The sequence below is a fragment of the Nitrospirillum guanabarense genome, from assembly GCF_034653355.1.
Classification (GTDB): Bacteria; Pseudomonadota; Alphaproteobacteria; order Azospirillales; family Azospirillaceae; genus Nitrospirillum.
The window spans coordinates 462,790-479,541 of the sequence record NZ_JAYEER010000002.1; the positions used below are offsets into that span (position 1 = coordinate 462,790).

The 16,752-nt window shown below is 66.3% G+C and carries 14 protein-coding genes; 2 read left to right on the forward strand and 12 right to left on the reverse strand.

The window, feature by feature from the left end:
• Positions 1-37 precede the first annotated feature (37 nt).
• From UAA55_RS08605 to UAA55_RS08640, 8 genes are all read right to left on the reverse strand, one after another.
• On the reverse strand, positions 38-1,267 hold the full coding sequence (locus tag UAA55_RS08605; protein ID WP_322952273.1) for an AGE family epimerase/isomerase: 1,230 nt from the start codon (positions 1,265-1,267) through the stop codon (positions 38-40).
• Between the two features lie 199 nt (positions 1,268-1,466).
• Positions 1,467-4,661 carry an efflux RND transporter permease subunit gene (locus UAA55_RS08610; protein WP_322952274.1) on the reverse strand — a complete coding sequence of 1,065 codons (3,195 nt, stop codon included), beginning with the start codon at positions 4,659-4,661 and terminating at the stop codon, positions 1,467-1,469.
• 52 nt (positions 4,662-4,713) lie between these two features.
• Positions 4,714-5,907, reverse strand: coding sequence for an efflux RND transporter periplasmic adaptor subunit (locus UAA55_RS08615; RefSeq protein WP_088875356.1), 1,194 nt, complete (start codon positions 5,905-5,907; stop codon positions 4,714-4,716).
• A 35-nt stretch (positions 5,908-5,942) separates the two neighbouring features.
• Positions 5,943-6,716 carry an alpha/beta hydrolase gene (locus UAA55_RS08620; protein ID WP_322952275.1) on the reverse strand — a complete coding sequence of 258 codons (774 nt, stop codon included), beginning with the start codon at positions 6,714-6,716 and terminating at the stop codon, positions 5,943-5,945.
• Between the two features lie 261 nt (positions 6,717-6,977).
• Positions 6,978-7,187: a hypothetical protein gene (locus tag UAA55_RS08625; RefSeq protein ID WP_322952277.1), complete on the reverse strand. Its 210-nt coding sequence runs from the start codon at positions 7,185-7,187 to the stop codon at positions 6,978-6,980.
• Positions 7,188-7,900: 713 nt separating this feature from the next.
• Positions 7,901-8,893: a LysR family transcriptional regulator gene (locus UAA55_RS08630; RefSeq protein ID WP_322952278.1), complete on the reverse strand. Its 993-nt coding sequence runs from the start codon at positions 8,891-8,893 to the stop codon at positions 7,901-7,903.
• A 105-nt stretch (positions 8,894-8,998) separates the two neighbouring features.
• Positions 8,999-9,361, reverse strand: coding sequence for a hypothetical protein (locus tag UAA55_RS08635; RefSeq protein WP_322952279.1), 363 nt, complete (start codon positions 9,359-9,361; stop codon positions 8,999-9,001).
• 181 nt (positions 9,362-9,542) lie between these two features.
• Positions 9,543-11,888, reverse strand: coding sequence for a TonB-dependent receptor (locus UAA55_RS08640; RefSeq protein ID WP_322952280.1), 2,346 nt, complete (start codon positions 11,886-11,888; stop codon positions 9,543-9,545).
• Positions 11,889-12,200: 312 nt separating this feature from the next.
• Between UAA55_RS08640 and soxR the strand changes: the two genes are divergently transcribed.
• Positions 12,201-12,683: a redox-sensitive transcriptional activator SoxR gene (gene soxR / locus UAA55_RS08645; protein ID WP_322952281.1), complete on the forward strand. Its 483-nt coding sequence runs from the start codon at positions 12,201-12,203 to the stop codon at positions 12,681-12,683.
• A 24-nt stretch (positions 12,684-12,707) separates the two neighbouring features.
• Here the strand turns inward: soxR and UAA55_RS08650 are convergent, their stop codons facing one another.
• Together UAA55_RS08650 and UAA55_RS08655 are read right to left on the reverse strand one after the other, a co-directional pair.
• The gene (locus UAA55_RS08650; protein ID WP_322952282.1) at positions 12,708-13,124 is read right to left on the reverse strand and encodes a type II toxin-antitoxin system VapC family toxin; all 417 of its coding nucleotides are present in this window, start codon (positions 13,122-13,124) and stop codon (positions 12,708-12,710) included.
• Positions 13,121-13,381: a type II toxin-antitoxin system Phd/YefM family antitoxin gene (locus tag UAA55_RS08655; protein WP_322952283.1), complete on the reverse strand. Its 261-nt coding sequence runs from the start codon at positions 13,379-13,381 to the stop codon at positions 13,121-13,123. The genes UAA55_RS08650 and UAA55_RS08655 overlap by 4 nt, the downstream gene beginning before the upstream one ends.
• 117 nt (positions 13,382-13,498) lie before the next feature.
• On the opposite strand from UAA55_RS08655, the gene UAA55_RS08660 reads away from it, so the two are divergent.
• Positions 13,499-14,572 (forward strand): alpha/beta hydrolase, encoded by a 1,074-nt coding sequence (locus UAA55_RS08660; protein WP_463667846.1) that lies wholly within the window; start codon positions 13,499-13,501, stop codon positions 14,570-14,572.
• Here the strand turns inward: UAA55_RS08660 and UAA55_RS08665 are convergent, their stop codons facing one another.
• Positions 14,573-15,577: a fumarylacetoacetate hydrolase family protein gene (locus UAA55_RS08665; protein ID WP_322952284.1), complete on the reverse strand. Its 1,005-nt coding sequence runs from the start codon at positions 15,575-15,577 to the stop codon at positions 14,573-14,575. It lies immediately after the preceding gene.
• Between the two features lie 14 nt (positions 15,578-15,591).
• Entirely contained in the window at positions 15,592-16,746 is a 1,155-nt protein-coding gene (locus UAA55_RS08670) for an alpha/beta hydrolase family protein (protein ID WP_322952285.1), read from the reverse strand.
• Positions 16,747-16,752 lie beyond the last annotated feature (6 nt).

Consider the following 16,752-nt stretch of genomic DNA (forward strand, 5'->3'; position numbering starts at 1 on the left):
CGCGCGGAACGTTTGTTCTGACGTCAGAACAAGGGTTTCAGCCTGGATGGCCAATGGCGGCCAGGCCTTGGTCCAGTTCCTGGATGGCGCAGACGATGTGGTAGAAGCTGCTGGCGGGTGCGGCCTCCTGGACGAAGGTTCCGTCGGGGTTCAGGCGATCGCGCCACAGGCCCTTCACGGGCGTGTCGAAATACTTCATCAGGCCGCGTCCGCCGTTGGCCGCCATGGTCCAGTAGGTGTCGCTGCGGTCGGCGTCGTCGCGGGTGGCGAGGGCCGCCAGCACGGCGCACTTGATGCGCTCCGTCTGCGGCCACAGGCGGGCGACGGGGTCGTGCGGGGTCAGGTCGTCCAGCAGGGCGTTCATGGCGACGCCGCGCGCCGGGTCCACGCCCGGCCCCTCGCCGATGGCGATCATGCGCCAGGCGGCGTCGGCGGCCGCCTTGCTGCCGGTCAGGGCGGCCCAGCGCAGCATCAGCCAGGACCATTCGAACTGGTGCCCCGGCTCGACGATGCGGCCGGGGGTGCCGGCCTGGGGCCGCCAGTCGCCGTCGAAGAACTCCTTCAGCCCGCCCATGTCGTCGTCGATGAAGCGGGTCAGGGCCAGGCCCACGATCTCTTCCGCCAGGTCGCGCCAGCCGCCGTCGCCGCCCTGCTCCATCCAGGCCAATGACGCTTCCAGCATGTGCATGTGGGGGTTGGACAGCAGGGGCAGGGTGCGGGGGTGGCTCTCCTCGAACCCGCCCTGGGCGTGGTGCAGCGTGTCCAGCAGCCGCTGGCGCAGGGCCACGGCCATCTCCTCCGCCCTGCGGTTCTCCGGCGTGGCGCTTTGCGCGGCGGCCAGCGCGAACAGGGCGAAGGCCTGGTCGTACAGCACCACGGTGTCATCCAGGGCGGTGCCGTCCGGCGCCACCTTGGTGCGGAACAGGCCGTCGGGGCGGCGGTAATGGTTGAGGAAGAACGTCAGGCCATGCTCCGCCGCCTCGCGCACCGGGCCGTTCCAGCCGGATTTGGCCGCGACGGAATAGGAATAGACCTGGCGGGCCTGCACCCGCGCCCGGCGGGCGTCGTTGGTGGGCTTGCCGTCCAGGTCCAGCTTCTCATGGAAGCCGCCGTTCACCCGGTCCGCCCCGACCTCCCACCACAGGGGATAGGCCCGCTCCACCAGCCAGGCCTTCAGTTGGCCCCGCACGGCGGCGGCGTCGGCCACCGCGCCTGTGGGGGTGGAGTTGGGGGTGGTGGAGGACAGCACAGCCGCTTGCATCATCATTCGCCTTCCGGTCGGGCGCGTCGGGAGAGTTTGGTCAAGACGATAGAAGGCGGGTGCCGCGTGGGCCAGGGGCAAGGCGGTAATAATTCGGTGACCGATACCACCATGACGTCACAAAAAACGGCCCAGGCTCCGTCAAGGAACCTGGGCCGCATCGTAACCGCCGCTTCTAGGGGGGAGAGGAAGGCGGCGGGCGCGATCACTCGGCGGCGTGCTGCGCCGCGTGGCTGCCGATGGCCGGCTGTTCCAGCTTCTCATGGGTGATCAGCTTGCCCCCCGCCAGCTTGCGCAGGACGACGTAGAACACCGGCGTCAGGCCCAAGCCGAAGAAGGTCACGCCCAGCATGCCGAAGAACACGGCGACACCCATGGCGTGGCGCATTTCGGCGCCCGGCCCCGTCGACATGACCAGGGGCACGACACCCATGATGAAGGCGATGGAGGTCATCAGGATGGGGCGCAGACGCAACCGGCTGGCCTCGATCGCCGCCTGGACGGGGGTCTTGCCGTGGATTTCCAGTTCACGGGCGAACTCCACGATCAGGATGGCGTTCTTGGCCGACAAGCCCACCAGCACCATGAAGCCGATCTGGGTGAAGATGTTGTTGTCACTGCCCGTCAGCCACAGGCCGGCCAGGGCCGACATCAGGCTCATGGGCACGATCAGCAGGATGGCCAGCGGCAGGGTCAGGCTCTCGTACTGGGCGGCCAGCACCAGGAAGACCAGCAGCACGCTGATGGGGAACACCCACAGGGCGGAGTTGCCGGCCAGGATCTGCTGGTAGGTCAGGTCCGTCCATTCCAGCTTGATGCCCCGGGGCAGGACCTCATGCGCGATCCGTTCCGCGGCCGCCTGGGCCTGGTTGGTGGAATAGCCCGGGGCCGGGCCGCTGTTGATGTCGGCGGCGGTGTAGCCGTTGTACCGCACCACCATTTCCGGACCATAGGTCGGGCTGACGCTGACCAGCGATGACAGCGGCACCATGGTGCCCTGGGCGTTGCGGGTCTTCAGCAGGCCGATGTCCTCGGCATGGGCGCGGAACGGGGCGTCCGCCTGCACCCGCACCTGGTAGACGCGGCCGAAGCTGTTGAAGTCGTTGACGTACAGCGAGCCCAGGTAAATCTGCATGGTGTCGAAGACGTCATTGACCGAAACGCCCAGCTGCTTGGCCTTCACGCGGTCCAGGTCCACGTTCAGCTGCGGAACGTTGATCTGGTAGCTGGAGAACGTCGGCCCCAGCTCCGGCGTCTTCATGGCCTTGGCGATGAAGTCGTTGGAAGCCTTGGCCATGGCCTCGTAGCCCAGGGCGCCCGTATCCTCAAGCTGCAGCTTGAAACCGCCCAGCGTGCCCAGGCCCATGACGGGCGGGGGCGGGAAGACGGCGATGTAGGCGTCCTTGATGCCCGCGTATTCCTTGCGCAGGTTGGCGGCGATCTCGGCGGCCGAGATGTGGCCGGGACGATCGTCGTAATGTTCCAGCGGGACGAAGACGATGCCGGCGCTGGAGCTGTTGGTGAAGCCGTTGACCGACAGGCCGGGGAATGAGACCGCATGGGTCACGCCCGGCTGCTTCATCGCGATCTCCGACATCTTGCGGATCACGTCTTCCGTCCGGTCAAGCGAGGCGCCGTTGGGCAGCTGGGCGAAGGTCACCAGGTATTCCTTGTCCTGGGCGGGCACGAAGCCGCCGGGCACGGTGTTGCCCAGGAAGACCGTCAAGCCCAGCAAGCCGACATAAATGCCGACCATGATGCCCTTATGCCGGATGACGCCGCCTACGCTGTTGCCATAGGCCTGGGACCCACGGTGGAAGACCTTGTTGAAGCCCCGGAAGAAGGGGCCCAGCACGGTGTTCATGCCGCGCGTCAGCCAATCCTGGCCGTCATGGTGACCCTTCAGCAGCAGGGCCGCCAGGGCGGGGGACATGGTCAACGAGTTGAAGGCGGAGATGACGGTGGAGATCGCGATGGTCATCGCGAACTGCTTGTAGAACTGGCCGGTCAAGCCGCTCATGGCCGCCAGCGGCACGAACACGGCCACCAAGGTCAGGGCGATGGCGATGATGGGGCCGCTGACCTCGCGCATGGCCTGGTAAGTCGCTTCCTTGGGCGACAACCCCGCCTCGATGTTGCGCTCGACGTTTTCCACCACGACGATGGCGTCGTCGACCACGATGCCGATGGCCAGCACCATGCCGAACAGCGATAGCGCGTTGATGGAATACCCGAAGGCCAGCAGCAGGGCGAAGGTGCCGACGATGGAGACGGGCACGGCCAGCAGCGGGATGATGGACGCCCGCCAGGTCTGCAGGAAGACGATGACCACGATCACCACCAGGGTGATGGCTTCCAGCAGGGTGTGGATCACCGCGTTGATGCTGGCGCGGACGAACTGCGTCGGGTCATAGACGATGCGGTATTCCACGCCCGGCGGCATGTCGGTGGCCAGTTCCGCCATGGTCTTGCGGACCTCGTCGGAAATGGCCAGCGAGTTGGCGCCCGGCGACTGGTTGATGGCCATGGCCACGGCCGGCTTGTTGTCCAGCAGCGCCCGCAGGCCGTATTCCGACGCCGCCAGCTCGATCCGGGCCACGTCGCGCAGATAGGTCACGCCACCGTCGGCCGTGGTCTGCAGGATGATGTCGCCGAACTCCGCCTCCGTCTTCAGACGGCCGCGGGCGTTGACCGACAACTGCAGGGGCACGCCCTTCACCGAGGGAGAGGCGCCGATAACGCCCGCCGCCACCTGGACGTTCTGGTCGCGGATGGCGTTGACCACGTCCTCGGCGGTCAGGTTGCGTTGGGCCACCTTCTGGGGGTCCAGCCAGACGCGCATGGAATAGTCGCCCGAACCCCAGACCTGCACCTGGCCCACGCCCTGGATGCGCTCCAGCCGGTCCTTCACGTTCAGGACGGCGTAGTTGCGCAGATAGGTCATGTCGTAGCGGTCGTTGGGCGAGATCAGGTGCACCACCATGGTCAGGGTGGGGGAACTCTTGATCGTCGTGACGCCCAGGCGCTGCACGTCCTCCGGCAGGCGCGGCAGCGCCTGGGACACGCGGTTCTGCACCATCTGCTGGGCCAGGTCGGGGTTGGTGCCCAGCTTGAAGGTGACCGTCACCGCCAGGTTGCCGTCGCTGTTGGCCTGCGACTGCATATACAGCATGTTCTCCACGCCGTTGATCTGCTCTTCCAACGGTGCGGCGACGGCTTCGGCGATGACCTTGGGGTTGGCGCCCGGGTATTGGGCGTGCACCACCACGGTGGCGGGGACCACCTCGGGATATTCCGAGATGGGCAGTTGGAACACGGATATCAGGCCGGCCACGAAAATGGCCACCGACAGCACGCCGGCGAAAATCGGCCTATCGATGAAGAAACGGGAGATGTTCATGGCTGTTCTCTAAGGGAACGGGCGTTCATCCAGGCACCTCGGGGGGTGCGCCTCACAGGGCGGAACCGGCGGCGGTCTGCCGGGTCTGGGTGGCGGGGTTCTCGCCCGCCATGGCGACGTTCTTGGGCTTCACCGCGTCGCCGGGGCGGGCGAACTGCACGCCGTTGACGACGATGCGCTCCCCGGCCTTCAGGCCCTTGGTGATGACGCGCAGGCCGTCCTGCATGCCGCCCAGGGCGACCTCGCGGTAGGCGACCTTGTTGTCGTCGCCGACCACCAAGACGTACTTCTTGTCCTGGTCGGTGCCGATGGCGCGGTCGTCCACCAGCAGGGCCTCATGCGGGCTGCTGCCGCCCACCTTGATGCGGGCATACAGGCCGGGAACCAGCAGGCCGTCCGCGTTGTCGAACTTGGCGCGCACGCGGATGGTGCCGGACACGGTGTCCAGGTGGTTGTCCACATGCTCCACCGAACCGGTCCGGGAATAGCCGTCCTCGGTGGCGAGGCCCAACTGCACCGGCGCGGTGCCGTCCTTCACACTGGCGATGTAGCGCAGGTAGGTCTGCTCATCCACGTCGAAGGAAGCGTAGATGGGCGAGACGGAGACCAGCGTGGTCAAGGGCACGCTGGCGGCACCGGCGGCCACGATGTTGCCCACCGTGATCTCCGCCCGGGAAACGCGGCCGTCGACGGGGGCCACCACGCGGGTGTAGCTGAGGTTCAGGCGCGCCACCTCCAGCGCCGCCTCGGCCGCCTTCACGTCGGCGGCGGCGGTGCGGGCGGTGTTCTCGCGATCATCCAGGTCACGCTGGGGGATGGCGTTGCTGGTGATCAGCTTGCGGGCGCGCTCCAGGTCGGTGGTGGCGAAACGCAGGCGCGACTGCGCCGACGCCAGCGCCGCCTCGGCGCGGTCAACCTCCGCCTGGAACGGGCGGGGGTCGATGGTGAACAGCAGGTCGCCCTTCTTCACCAGGGCGCCGTTTTTGAAGTTCACGGCCACGATGGGGCCGGAGATCTGCGGACGGATGTCCACATGCTCCACGGCCTCCAGCCGGCCGGAATAGCTCTGCCAGTCGACGACGGTGCGGGCCAGCACCGGGGCCACGTCCACCTCGGCCGCCGGCGGGGCGGCGGGGGTGGAGGCGGCCTGGGCGCCGGAGGGGCCGTGCAGGAAAAAGCCGCCGATGGCGACCAGGGCGACGCCGGCGGCCAGCGCCAGCACCAGCTTCGTGCGCGTGTTGGACATGGAATGATACTCCTTGAGACGGCGTTGGCGGGGCGTTACAGGCGACGCCCGAGAAAGTTGGCGATGGCCTCCAGGGCCGCGGGATTGGCGGCCAGGTCGGCATGGGAAACGCGGGGGAAACGGGTCACCTCGGTGGGCACGCCGGCCCCGATCAGTTGACCCGCGTACTTCTCGGCCTCGACGTGCAGCACGTCGTTCTGGGCCGTGACGATCAGCGCCGGGGGCAGGCCGGCCAGGCGCCGGGACTCCAGCGGCGCCGCATAGGGATGCAGGCGCTGCGCCGCTTCCGGCAGGTAGGCGCGGTAGCACTTGGCGCAGTCGGCGATGGTGATGTCCGAACTCAGCAGCGTCTCGTCCCCCACCCGGGTCAGGCTGGGGTCCAGCATGGGGCCGATCAGCACCTGCGCCTTCAGCGGCACGTCACCCTGGTCACGGGCGATGAAGGTCAGCGAGGCGACGATGTGCCCGCCGGCATCGTACCCGGCCACGCCCAGGCGGTTGGCGGCGCCGCCGAAGTCCTTGGCGTGTTCGGTGGCCCACAGGGCGGCGCGGTAGGCGTCGCCGGGGGCGGCGGGGAAGGGGTGGGCCGGGGCCAGGGAATAGCCCACGGAAATGACGAAGGCCGGCGTATGCGTGGCGATGAAGCGCGCCGCCGGATCGGCATCGTCCAGCCCGCCCTTGGTGAAGCCGCCGCCATGGAACACCAGCACGACCGGCAGCGAGGGCCGCAGGGTCTTGCGCGCCACGGCCGGACGGTACAGGCGCAAGGTCACCTCCTGGGCATAGCCCGGGATGCGCGTCTCGCACACGGTCACCTCATCCGGGCCGCTGGCGGTTGTTTCACAGGGATTATGGCGCGATGGCCTGGACATTTCACACGGACGCGGGCGCGTCCCTCCTGGTTTATGACAGGGTGGACTGTATGAGGGGTGTTGTGGCGAATAAATCAGTGTTTCGCTGCTACACAATTCGGATTGTCAGAACAATCATGTGCGCCGGAGACGGCAACGCGCACCGCGACTGGTGCGCCGCGGTACGCGTGCAGGCGATTTGTCAGGAACCGGCGTTGCTCAGAAACCCCGCAGCATGACGCCAATGAAGGGGAACAGGTCGCACAGCGCCAGCCCGGCGAACAGGGACAGGCCGGTGCCCATGGCCGCCAGGACGGCCAGGGTCATACGGGCGTCCAAGGTCAGCAGGTGGCTGGAGGCAGGCGCCTCCCCCACCAATGACGTGGGAAGCGTCAGGCTGTTCTGGACATCAAAGGTCGGTGCGGCCATCGGACGAACTCCTTACGAACAGGTGACGCCAGGCATACGCCGAGAACTGCGGCGGTCGCGTCCCGTTTCCCGCCGTCAAATCGGCGCGGATGCGGGCGGCGGTATCGGCCGCGGGTTCCGGCAAGGATACCGGCATCAGGCAAGGGGCGGCGGGACCGGAGACTGCCAAGACCACGGGTCACGCCAGGGACAACGCGTCCGCGCCCTTCTCCAATGGAAAAGGACGATCAGGCCGCGAGACTAGGTTGGGGCCCCGAACGGGGCGGTTTCGCGAAGGGCGGACCCCAGGAGCATCCCCCGGATCCGGGCCGCCGACCGGTCCGTGACCGGCACTGCAGCAACGGTTCCATCATAGCGAACGCCGCTCCAGGCGGAATACGCGATAATGCGAATAGTCTGTTTAGAAAAAACCGCATAATCGGCAGGACGGTGGTCCATTGTCCGCGCCGCAGTTGCGCAATGGCGTCCTGTCGGCTCAGCCATGCCTGGACTCGCTCCGAGGCGGATTCACTCGTCAAGGCCGTGACCAGTAGTGATGTGTCGAGATACAGCATCAATACCGGTCGTCATCCCGCATGGCGCGGACGAAGGCCTCAGCGGACTGTGCTTGCGGCGGCATGCTTCCGGTCAACGCCTGCATAGGGCCAGCGCGATCGGTTGTCGGGAGGCGGCCATGGGCATCAGGCGGGCGACCGGCTTGCCCAGGCGCACCCTCACGCGCAGATCAGGCACTTCTCCTCATCCTCCGCATCGACCGTGACCGGGGCGGGCGGCTTTTCCGGGCAGAGGCCGGGGGCCTGGCCGTTGAACAGCGGGCAGCTGTCGAACAGGTCGGCGATCCAATCCACGAACACCCGCACCTTGGGCGACAGGTGGCGGTTATGGGGATAGACGGCGGAGATGGGCATGGGCTCCGGCTTCCATCGGGGCAGCAGTTCCTTCAGCTGACCGGACAGCAGGTAGGGCTTGGCCATGAAATAGGGCGGCTGGATGATGCCCAGCCCCTCCAACCCACACGTGAGGTAGGCGTCGGCGTCGTTCACGGCCACGGGACCGGCGGCCTTCACCTCCTGCACCTCGCCCTCCACGATGAAGGACAGGTCCACGATCTTGCCGGTGCGGCTGTGGAAATAGTTCACGGCCTGGTGCCGCTCCAGATCCTCCAGCGTTTCCGGCACGCCGTAGGCGGCGATGTAGGCGGGGCTGGCGCAGGTGACGCCTTGGAACACGCCCACGCGCCGGGCGATCAGGCTGCTGTCCTGCAGATGACCCACGCGCACCACGCAGTCCACGCCATCCTGCACAAGGTCCACCGGCCGGTCGCCCATGCCGATCATCAGGTCGATGTCGGGATATTGCCGGCGGAACTCATGGACGCGGGGGATGACCAGCAGCCGGCCGATGGCGCCCGGCATGTCCACCCGCAGCTTGCCGCGCGGGTTCTTCTTCATGTTGGCGAAGGAGGATTCCGCCTCGTCGATGTCGGACAGGATGCGAACGGCGCGCTCGTAATAGGCCGCGCCATCGGGGGTCAGGCTCAGGCGCCGCGTCGTCCGCTGCAGCAGGCGCACGCCCAGGAAGCCCTCCAGGTTCTGGATGATGGTGGTGACGGACGCCCGGGGCAGGCCCAGCGTGTCCGCCGCCTTGGAAAAACTGTTCACTTCCACGATGCGGGTGAAGACCTGCATCGCCTGCAACTTGTCCATGGGATCCACCGGAACGAACTTGGGTCCGGAGCAATGTAGGCAGGAAGGGCGTTGTGTTCCAGGGGGAGGAAAGGCTGGTGCCTTTTGGGCCCATGTTGGGCTGGTTCAGTTGTTGGCATCGAAATAGCCCACCGTTTCAAAACCGCCCCACGTAGCGCAATCGCCGGTGCCAACAACGCTAAAGACCTTGCCCGTGGTGACTTGGGTCATGAAATAAGACATCTGAGCCTGCCCGGCGGGGGTATTGGCATTGAATACGAATCCGCCATTCGAGGCGGCAGCGCAGGCAGGCGTGTCGTTGGAATGATTCGAAACGTTGAATAGCACGTATCCATTATTCGTCACACGTATGTAGGTAATGTGGGTATTCCATGCCGTGCCAGCCGAAGCTGCCGTGGATATCATTGCCGAAACAGTGATGATCGATAAAATCTTCCGCATAATTCTCTCTTTGATGGAATGAGTCATGGCCCGTACCGGCCAATGTAGAGAATATCTATAATTCCATTTAGCTTAAATGGTATTGCGACCGTCTCACAGGAACGACGCCAGCTTGATGTTGCTGCCGCGTCATTATGGATGACCTCTAATGAAAAAGGGGACCGGACGGCCGCCGGTCCCCTTCGACACAAATAGGCAGACGACGGACTTAGAACCCGGCCTTCAGGGTGACGAAGAACTGGCGCGGGGCCAGCGGGTAGATGGCGTAGGTGCCGGAGGCCGAGCCCACGGTGATGGTGCTGGCCGCCTTCTTGTCCATCAGGTTGGTGACGTTCAGGGCGATGGAGGAGGACTTCACGCCCGGGGCGATGGCGCCCAGGTCGTAGCTGGCCTCCAGGTTGAATTGCCAGTAGGAGGGGACCCACAGGTCGTTGGTGTAGGTGGCGTAGCGCTTGCCGTAGTACTCGCCGCTGACCTTGGCCCCGAAGGCGTCGTAGTTGGTGCTGACGATGAAGCGGTTCATCCACTCCGGATCGCCGGGGATCAGCTTGCCCGCGGTCTGCACGGTGCTGGCACCGCTGACGTAGTTCTGGTCGTACTGGGAGTGGTTGTAGGACAGGGCGTCATAGACCGAGAAGTGGTCGCCCAGATGCACGGTGGCGGCCACGTCCACGCCGTCGGTGGTGACGCTGCCCACATTCTGCAGGATGCCGACGCCGCCCACGAAGCTGGTGAGGGTGGAGTTCGGGCTGATCAGCAGCTGACGGTTGCTGAAATCGACGTGGTAGTAGTTGATCTGGCCGCCGATGCCGGTGATGAAGCCCAGGTCCACCGGGTGGTCGCCGCGCCAGCCGGCCTCATACGTCCATGAGGTTTCGGGGTTGCCGGTCTTCTTGAACAGGTCGAAGGCAGCCTGGTTGCCCAGGCTCCACGGCGAGGCGCCGCCCAGGCCGTAGGTGATGTACTGGCGCAGGTTCTTCTGGATGTTGAAGAACAGCTGGTCGGTGCTGGTGATGTCCCACAGGGCGCCCACCTGCGGCAGGAAGCCTTCCTTGGTGTCGATCTGCCCCTGCGGCAGGTTCACGGTGGTGCCGCTGTAGGAACCGGACAGCGGCTGCACCGGCATCTTGCCGTCGGCGAACTGCAGGCTGGCCTTGAAGCCGGCCTGCAGCTTCACGGTCGGCAGCACCTGCCACTGGTCCTGCAGGTAGGGTTGGATCACGTCGTTGGTGATCTTGCTTTCCACCTGGGTGAACAGCGCGTTGTCGGGGACGTCATAGGGCGTCAGCGGGTTGGTCAGCGACAACTGGTACCAGCGCCGCGCCGTGGTGGTCTCGTTATGCTCCCACCACACTCCACCTTCGATCTGGTGATCGCCCAGGGTGTAGGTGGCGTTGGACCGCACGCCCTCGCGGTCGATGGTGTATTCCGTGGTGCGGACGCCATAGCCGGTGTTGCCCAGCACGGTCTTCAGGTCCTGGGTCGGGTAGTAGACCTTGAACACCGAGGCGGCGCCGCTGATCGGCAATGCTACGATGCCGCGGCCGTCGTCATGGTGATAGTAGACCTGGTTGTGCCAGACCAGATCGTCGCTGAACTGGTAGTCATAGCTGACGTAGCCCAGATAGTCGGTACGCTGCGCCGCGCTGAAGTAGTTGGAATAGTTGGCGCCCAGGGCCGCCGGGGTGTTGCCCTTGGCGTCGACGTAGGTCAGCGCCTTGGCCAGGTCCGGGTACAGGAAGGGGCGGGTGTAGGGCTGGTAGGCCTGGTTGGCGGCGATGGAGGTCGCGTCCTCATTGGGCTCGACCTTGTCCGACCAGTCGAAGAAGGCCTTCAGCGTGCCCTTGTCGCCGGCGTGGACGAACTTGCCGTTGACCTGGTAACCGCCCTGCTGGCCGTTGAAGTCCCAGGCGCGGGAGTCCTGGCGCACGAAGGAGACGTAACCGCTGTTGCCGCCGCCCAGGTCGCCGGTGTCGATGCGGGCGAAGGTGCGGAAGGTGTCGTAGCTGCCGAACACCTGTTCCACCTGCGCGCCCGCGTCCGCCTTGGGATCGTCGGAGAACACGGCCAGCGTGCCGCCCAGGTTGCTGGTGGAGGCGGTGCCCAGGTCACCGGCGCCTGATGCCAGGCTGATGCGGCCGATGTTCTCGCTGATGATGGCGCGCTGCGGCGACAGGCCGTTGTAGTTGCCGTAGGACTGGTCGCCCAGCGGCACGCCGTCCAGGGTGTAGCCCAGCTGCTGGGCGTTGAAGCCGTGGATGTAGAGCGAGGAGTTCTGCTCGTTGTTGCCCCACGGATCGGCGTTCTGGAAGATGACGCCCGGCAGCATGTTGATGGCCTTCACGGCATTCACGCCGGGCATGATGGCCTGGATCTCACGCGTTGGCAGCTCGATTTCCGACGCGGAGCGGCGGGACGAGGTGACGATGACCTCCTGCATCTGATCGGTGTCAGCCGCCGCCGCGTCGGGTGCCTGCTGGGCCGACGCGGGCAGGGTCAAGCCGGCCATCAGCGCCAGGGCGGCGGCCGATGTCAATAAATGACGGATTTGCATTTCTTTCCCCAGGGTCATGAAATTGCTGGGGTAATAGCCACGCTACCGCAGTGCGGCAAATTAAGTTTTGATTTCGGAATGGGCGCGATAATATTACAGAATTATGTAATTTATACTTACAACGAATGGTTCTTGGCCGCCGTGATTATGCCTTAAGGGCAATATTCTGCCTAATTGCCACGGTGGCGAGATGCCGCGGATGAGAAAGAGGCCCGCTGGCGGGCGGTGGCGCCGTCCTGTCGTCGCATCCTTGCACCCGTTTATCGGCGGGCCCTATAAAACCTCATCCATTATTCAGGTTCAGGTCTGCCCATGCCCGCTTCGCCAAAGCTGCCCCCCGCCAAACTGAAACGTGAACTTTCCGTGGGGGAGGTGGCGAAACGCGCCGGTGTCGCCGTTTCCACCCTGCATTTCTACGAGGCCAAGGGCCTGATAACCGCCAGCCGCAGCAGCGGCAACCAGCGCCGCTATCCGCGCGATGTGCTGCGCCGCATCGCCATCATCCGCGTGGCCCAGCGCGCCGGCATCGCCCTGGCGGACATTCATGTCGCCCTGGGCACGATACCGGACGGGCGCACCCCCACCCAGGCCGATTGGCGCCGCCTGTCAAGCGGCTGGAAGGACATGCTGCAGCGGCGCATCGACAGCCTGGTGCAACTGCGCGACCAGCTGGAAACCTGCATCGGTTGTGGCTGCCTGTCGCTGGGCGACTGCCCCTTGCGCAACCCCTACGACCGCTTGGGCGCCGACGCGACGGGCCCGGTGCTGTTGCGGCGGGTGGGGGAAGATGGCTGAGAAGGGCCCGACTGCTGGAAGTCTTCAGGGCAGCATCAGAGGAACGCCGCTCGAGGAGGCTGCCTGGCGTAGCGCCTTGTCAAAAGTGGCCAGCGGCAGACCCGACCTGAGCGCCAGTTCCAAATAGATGGCGTCATAGACGGAGAGCCCGTGACGCAAGGCGAGGTTGGAGACGGCATCCCACAGTCTGGCATTGCCATCGTCATCGAAAGCAATGGGCAAACGGCCAAGCTGTTTCAGCGCGTTTTGCCGGTCTGATGCCGAAATGCGGCCCCTGCGCTCCGCCATGGCCAAGACATTGGCAACTTCAATACGCCATAGAGGTGGCGCCAGTGCTCCATCCTGGATGATCCGTTCAAGCAGGGCCTGCGCCGCTGGGCTCGTTTCCTCCGGCAATACCCAGGCCAGGGCGGCGGAACTATCGATGACGCACAGGGTCATCGGCGACCGTCAAGGCGATACTCGTTCAACTCGGCGGCTGTGAAGGGAGCTTGGTTCTTGGCCGCGATTGAGTGGCGTAAAGCCGCCAGCGCGGCCGCCGCTGCTTGTGCGGAGGCGATGTCCTTGCCGCCGTCGATCGGGCTAAGCTTGGCGACGGGACGACCGTGGCGCGTGATAATCACCTCTTCGCCCGCTTCCACCTTATCGAGCAGAGCGGCCAAATGGGTCTTCGCTTCAAAAGCGCCTACAGTGGACATGGCCATTTCCAGACTGGTTGAAAGACTAGTTTAAATCAGGAAGAGGTGTTTGTCCCTCGGAAACTTTCCGCTTGCGCGCCCGTACCACCCCGGTAACCAGGGTTGGGAGAGGGCATCGTGATGAAGCGGGCGATGGCGCGGCGGGCCGCGCAGGGGGTGGTGCTGGCGGCCTTGCTGCCCTTGTGTGCCGGCTGCTTCTTCGCGGCGCGGCAGGGAGTGAAGGCGCTGCGGGGGGATAAGCACGCGGCGCCGGCGGCTTGCGATGGCGCGGTGCCGCCGCGGGGAATGCCGGTGGGGGTCGATGGGCCCTATGCCCTGGTCCAGCATACCGTGCCGAATGCCGCTACAGGGCGGGAGGTGCAGGTCTTCCTGCCGGCGCAGGCGCCCGGCCCCAGCCCGGTGATCCTGTTCGTCCACGGCTTTGGCGCCGACCGCTGGACCCTTTATGAAGGGCTGATCCGCCACCTGGTCAGCCGGGGGGCGGTGGTGGTCTTCGCCTCCTATCCCACCCTCGACGCGACGCGGGACCAGCGCTACGACGCCGTGTGGGACGGCTTCGCGGCGGCGGTGGCGGCGGAAGGGGTGGCCATGGACCTCAGCCGCGCGGGCATCATCGGTCATTCCTTCGGTGGCGGGGCGGTGCCCTTCCTGGCCAGCCGCGCCTTCGTGGATCGGGGGTGGGGCAGCCGGGGCGGCTTCATTCTGATGCTGGCGCCCTGGTACAGCTACGGCACCAGCGATGCAGATCTTGCCAGCCTGCCGACCGGACTCATCCGCGCTTGGCAGGTTTATGACGGCGATGCCGTGAACGACCAGCGCATGGCGGCGGACCTCTACGCCCACACGCCGGCCACGGCCGGGCGCTATTTCTTCCAGGCCAACTCCGGCACGCTGAACCTGCCCAAGGGGGCGGCCTGCCCGCTGGTGGCCGACCACCGCACGCCGGTCCAGGGCAATTCCCCGTTGCTGCAGCGCCTGGCGGTCCATCCGGTGGTGGACGCCCTGGCCGACCAGGCCTTCGCGCCCAGCGCCGATACCGCCGCGAAACTGGCGGCCCTGGGGCGTCAGGACGGCGGGGGCTATCATCCCCTGGTGCGTGAGGACGCGCCCATTCCGGCCAAGCCGCAGGACGCCTACCGCTGGCCTTGGACGCACCCCCGCAACCCCCGCCAGGGCGAGGGCACGCCCTGATCAGCGCCGCACCGGCACCACTTGCTGGTCGATGGCGCCGAAGACGCTGGCGCCGTCGGCCAGCTTCACCTCCATGCGCACCCGGTCGCCATAGCGCATGAAGGGGGTCTTGGGCTCCCCCTCGTCCAGGATCTCGATGCCCCGCCGCTCGGCGATGCAGCTGGACCCCACGGTGCGGTAGCTGTCGTTGGACACGGTGCCGGAGCCGATGACGGTGCCGGCGCACAGATCCCGCGTGCGGGCGGCGTGGGCGATCAACTCGTGGAAGCCGAAGGCCATGGCCCCGCCGTCCGCCGCGCCGAAGCGGGCGCCGTTGAACCAGACATCCAGCGGCCGGTGCACGCGGCCCTCCCGCCAGGCTTCTCCCAGCTCGTCCGGCGTCACCGCCACCGGGGCCACGCTGCAGGGCGGCTTGGCCTGCACCCAACCGAAGCCGGTCTTCATCTCGCGGGGCGCCAGCACGCGCAGCGACCAGTCGTTGATCTGCACCACCAGGCGCACATGGGCCAACGCCTGCTCCGCCGTCACGCCCAGCGGCACGGGGCCGGTGATGACACCGAATTCCCCTTCGAAATCGATGCCGTCCGCTTCCGACGGCAGGGCCACGTCGGCCGTCGCCCCCAGGAAACGGTCGGAGATACCCTGGTACATCAGGGGCTCCGCCCCCTGGACGTTCTCGATCTTGAACACCTTGGCCATCAGCTCGCCATGGCTGAGATAGGCGGAACCGTCCAGCCATTGCCAGGCGCGGGGCAGGGGCGCCAGGGCCTGGGCGGCGTCGAACGGGAAGGTGTCGCGGCCGATGTTGACGGCGTCGTAGAGGGCCTGGAGCGCCGGGGCGACCTCGTCCCAGTGTTCGATGGCATCCTGCAGGGTGGCGGCGATGCCGTCGGCATAGGCGGCGCGGCGCAGATCACGGGACACGACGGCCAAGCGGCCGTCACGGCCGCTGCTGGTCAAGGCACGGCCGTCACGCGTCCCATTGGGCAGGGTGGCGAACTTCATCGTTGCTCTCCCCTTCAACCCACCTGGCCATCAAATGTCTCGGCGATCCAGTCGGCGATGTAGTCGCGGCCGTAGGACATGTTGTCCACGCCCACGTGCTCGATGCCGCCCTCGCGCGGGGTGAAGATCTTCAGCTCCCGCTTGGGGCTGTTGACCAGCTGGTCATAGGTCTGGTGGGCGTAGTCCAGGCTGATCTGGCGGTCGTTCTGGCCATGGGTGACCAGGAAGGGCACCTTGATACGCTCCACCACGCCGTTCAGGTTCATGCCCTCGGCCTTGGCGAAGAAGTCGTCCATGTCCTTGGCGCCGAACACCCAGCTGACATGGGCCCAGTAATGGGGCACGGGGTTCTCACCCTCGCGCGCCAGGCGCTTGTGCTGCACCTCTGCCCAGTTGTGATTGGCGCCCCAGACGACGCCCAGGGCGAAGCGCGGTTCGAACGCCACGGCGCGCGGGGCGTAATAGCCGCCCAGGGAGATGCCGGTGAGGCCGATGCGCTTGGGATCAGCGTCGGGCTGGGTCTCCAACCAATCCACCACCTTGGACGCCCACTCCTCCGACTTATGGGTGGCGGGCAGGTTGTGCAGGCGCAGGGCCTCGCCGCTGCCCGGCTGGTCGATGCATAGGGTGGAGACGCCCCGGCGCAGCAGCGCCTGCGGCAGGCGGGACCAGTACAGCAGCTCCTTGCAGCTATCCAGGCCGTTGACGTAGACGACCACCGGCTTCGGCCCCGGCCCCGGCGCCCGGGTGTACAGGCCGGCGATGACGCCGCCCTGATAGGGGATCTCGATACGCTCGGCGTTCTCCTTGCCCAGCGCCATGGCGCGGCGGAAGCTGTCCTGCGCCTTGGCGTAGGTGGCGGCGCGGCCCGGGTGCCCGTGGCCCTGCATGCGCTCCGCCGTCGTATAATAGAGCGCGGCACGCTGCAGCTTGGTGCCGGCGGAGAAGTTGCGGCCCCGGGCCTCATCCTCGGCGGCCAGGTCCACCAGCTTGTCGGCCATGGCCACCCAGTGCTTCAGGAACTCCCCCGTGCCGGTATCCTCCCCCCGCGCCGCCGCGTCGCGCAGCGGCCGACACATCTCATCGATCTCACCGATCTGGGCGCCGGACTCGATGGCGATGTCCACCGACAGGTTCCAGACGTAATTCTTGGGGAAGTATTCGAACATGGGGTC

Bases quoted from the DNA above. Each gene is read 5' to 3' on its own strand.
- UAA55_RS08605 (WP_322952273.1), bottom strand. From the start codon at position 1,267: ATGATGATGCAAGCGGCTGTGCTGTCCTCCACCACCCCCAACTCCACC.
- UAA55_RS08610 (WP_322952274.1), bottom strand. From the start codon at position 4,661: ATGAACATCTCCCGTTTCTTCATCGATAGGCCGATTTTCGCCGGCGTG.
- UAA55_RS08615 (WP_088875356.1), bottom strand. From the start codon at position 5,907: ATGTCCAACACGCGCACGAAGCTGGTGCTGGCGCTGGCCGCCGGCGTC.
- UAA55_RS08625 (WP_322952277.1), bottom strand. From the start codon at position 7,187: ATGGCCGCACCGACCTTTGATGTCCAGAACAGCCTGACGCTTCCCACG.
- UAA55_RS08630 (WP_322952278.1), bottom strand. From the start codon at position 8,893: ATGGACAAGTTGCAGGCGATGCAGGTCTTCACCCGCATCGTGGAAGTG.
- UAA55_RS08635 (WP_322952279.1), bottom strand. From the start codon at position 9,361: ATGACTCATTCCATCAAAGAGAGAATTATGCGGAAGATTTTATCGATC.
- UAA55_RS08640 (WP_322952280.1), bottom strand. From the start codon at position 11,888: ATGCAAATCCGTCATTTATTGACATCGGCCGCCGCCCTGGCGCTGATG.
- soxR (WP_322952281.1), top strand. From the start codon at position 12,201: ATGCCCGCTTCGCCAAAGCTGCCCCCCGCCAAACTGAAACGTGAACTT.
- UAA55_RS08650 (WP_322952282.1), bottom strand. From the start codon at position 13,124: ATGACCCTGTGCGTCATCGATAGTTCCGCCGCCCTGGCCTGGGTATTG.
- UAA55_RS08655 (WP_322952283.1), bottom strand. From the start codon at position 13,381: ATGTCCACTGTAGGCGCTTTTGAAGCGAAGACCCATTTGGCCGCTCTG.
- UAA55_RS08665 (WP_322952284.1), bottom strand. From the start codon at position 15,577: ATGAAGTTCGCCACCCTGCCCAATGGGACGCGTGACGGCCGTGCCTTG.
- UAA55_RS08670 (WP_322952285.1), bottom strand. From the start codon at position 16,746: ATGTTCGAATACTTCCCCAAGAATTACGTCTGGAACCTGTCGGTGGAC.